General features: G+C 71.1%; 2 protein-coding genes and 1 pseudogene. All 3 read right to left on the bottom strand.

Features of this window, described 5'->3' with window-relative positions; genetic code table 11:
• A pseudogene (locus VF665_RS18980) lies at positions 1 to 217 on the bottom strand (hypothetical protein); the annotation flags it as partial.
• The gene (locus VF665_RS18975) at positions 214 to 1,440 is read right to left on the bottom strand and encodes an aminotransferase class I/II-fold pyridoxal phosphate-dependent enzyme (RefSeq protein ID WP_331055030.1); all 1,227 of its coding nucleotides are present in this window, start codon (positions 1,438 to 1,440) and stop codon (positions 214 to 216) included. The gene VF665_RS18975 and the pseudogene VF665_RS18980, both read right to left, overlap by 4 nt.
• On the bottom strand, positions 1,440 to 2,085 hold a 646-nt coding region (locus tag VF665_RS18970; RefSeq protein WP_331055029.1), incomplete at its 5' end, for an NAD-dependent epimerase/dehydratase family protein. The genes VF665_RS18970 and VF665_RS18975, both read right to left, overlap by 1 nt.

Raw genomic sequence — 2,085 nt, 5'->3', positions numbered from 1 at the left:
GCTCCGCCACAAAGTAGGCCACGTCGGCGTGCTGGTGGAACGGGTGCTTCCTGCGGTCCAGCACCGGCTCCAGCGCCATGCGAAGGGGCGGAACCCACTGGGGGTCCCGCCCGTTCACCGTCCACATGAAGTCCACGAAGGGCTTGAGGCTGGCCCCGTGCGCGATCTCGCGGACGGTGACGCCGGTGCGCGCCGCGGCGGGTGCGGCCGTGCTCACGCCGCCCCCCCGATGATGCCCAGCGTGCGGCCCACGGTGCCAAAGGCGTCCAGAACGCGGTCCAGCTGCTCGGTGGTGTGCGTGGCCATGACGGAGGTGCGCAGGCGGCAGGAGTTTTCCGGCACGGCGGGGGGCAGCACCGGGTTGGTGAACACGCCCATGTCGAACAGGGCGCGCCAGAAGATGAAGGTCTTTTCCATGTCGCCCGACGCCACGGGAATGATGGGCGTCTCGGAGCCGACGGTGTCGAAGCCCAGGGCGTTCAGCCCGCCGCGCAGGTAGTCGGCGTTCTTCCACAGCTGGGCGCGGCGCTCCGGCTCCTGCTCCATCACGTCCAGGCAGGCCAGCACCGTGGCCACCGCGCTCCCCGGCATGCTGGCGCTGAAGATGAGCGGCCGCGAGTGGTGCTTCAGGTAGTGGATCACGTCTTCCGGCCCCGCCGCCGCCCCGCCGATGCTGGCGAACGACTTGGAGAAGGTGATCATCGTCAGATCGACGCGGTCCTGCAGCCCGAAGTGCTCCGCGGTGCCGCCGCCGTTGCGCCCCAGCACGCCGATGGAGTGCGCGTCGTCCACCAGCAGGCGGGCGCCGTACTCCTCCTTGATCTCCACCAGCGAGGGGAGGTCCACGATGTTCCCCTCCATGCTGAACACGCCGTCGGTGGCGATCAGCACGCCGTTGCTGTCGCGGTGGCGCTCCAGCACGCGGCGCAGCGCGCCCATGTCGCCGTGCTGGTAGCGCGCCAGCTCGCCCGCGGCCAGCTGGGCGCCGTCCAGCAGGCAGGCGTGGTTCAGCCGGTCCTGCACCACCAGGGCGCCGCGCGTCACCAGCCCGCCGATGATGCCCAGGTTGGTCTGGTACCCGGTGCTGAACACCAGCGCGGCCTCGGCGCCCATCAGGGCGGCCAGGCGGCGCTCCAGCTCTTCGTGCAGGTCCAGCGTGCCGTTCAGAAAGCGGCTGCCGGTGTTGCCGGTGCCGTACCGGGCCAGCGCCTCGCGCGCCTTTTCCAGCACGTACGGGTGATGGGTGAGCCCCAGGTAGTTGTTGGAGCCCACCATGATCTTGGTTTCGCCGCGGATCACCACCTCGGTGTCGTGCGATTCCTGGATGGGCTGAAAGTAGGGATACAGGCCGCGCTCCATCATCTCGTGCGCGGCGGTGAATCGCCGGCACTTGTCGAAGATGTCCACGGTCTGCCGCACGGTCTGCTCCACGGTCGCCATCAAACCCAATCCTGTTCCCGGTACCACTGGGCCGTCCGGCGGATGCCCTCGGCCAGGGGAGTCGCCGTTCCGCCAGGGATCAGCCACTCCAGCCCGCCAAGGTCGCACAGCCACGCCGGAGCCAGCATCTCTTCGGCTTTTTCTCGATTGAACACGCCCAGACCGCCAAACCACCCCGCCACCACGCCCGCGGCGCGCACGCCGGCGGGGGGGAGCGGAACGCGCACGGGGCGGGTGCCCATGGCGTGCGCGATGTGGCGGACGACGTCGCTCCACGGGTGCTCCACCGGCTCGGCGACCGCGTAGGTGCCGGCGGGGGCATCGGCCGCGCGCGCCAGGGCGGCGGCCAGGTCTCCTACGTACAGCATGTGCGTGCGCAGCCCGGGTCCCGCGGGGGCGGGGGCCAGCCGTGCCTTCACGAGCTTGAAGTAGGGAAGAAGGGCCCGGTCGCCGGGCCCGTAGACGGGCGGGGCGCGGAGGATGGCGGCTGATACCCCGTGGGGGGCCGCCTCGTTCACCACCGCCTCGCCCTGCAGCTTGGTGCGCCCGTACGTGGAAACCGGCTCGGGCGTTTCGTCGGGGCGGCGGGGGCGGCCGTGGCGCGCGGGGCCGCACGCGGCGTAGGAGCTCAGGTACACCAGCCGG

This window comes from Longimicrobium sp. (genome assembly GCF_036387355.1).
Taxonomy (GTDB): domain Bacteria; phylum Gemmatimonadota; class Gemmatimonadetes; order Longimicrobiales; family Longimicrobiaceae; genus Longimicrobium.
This window is presented reverse-complemented; position numbering and strand designations above follow the sequence as displayed.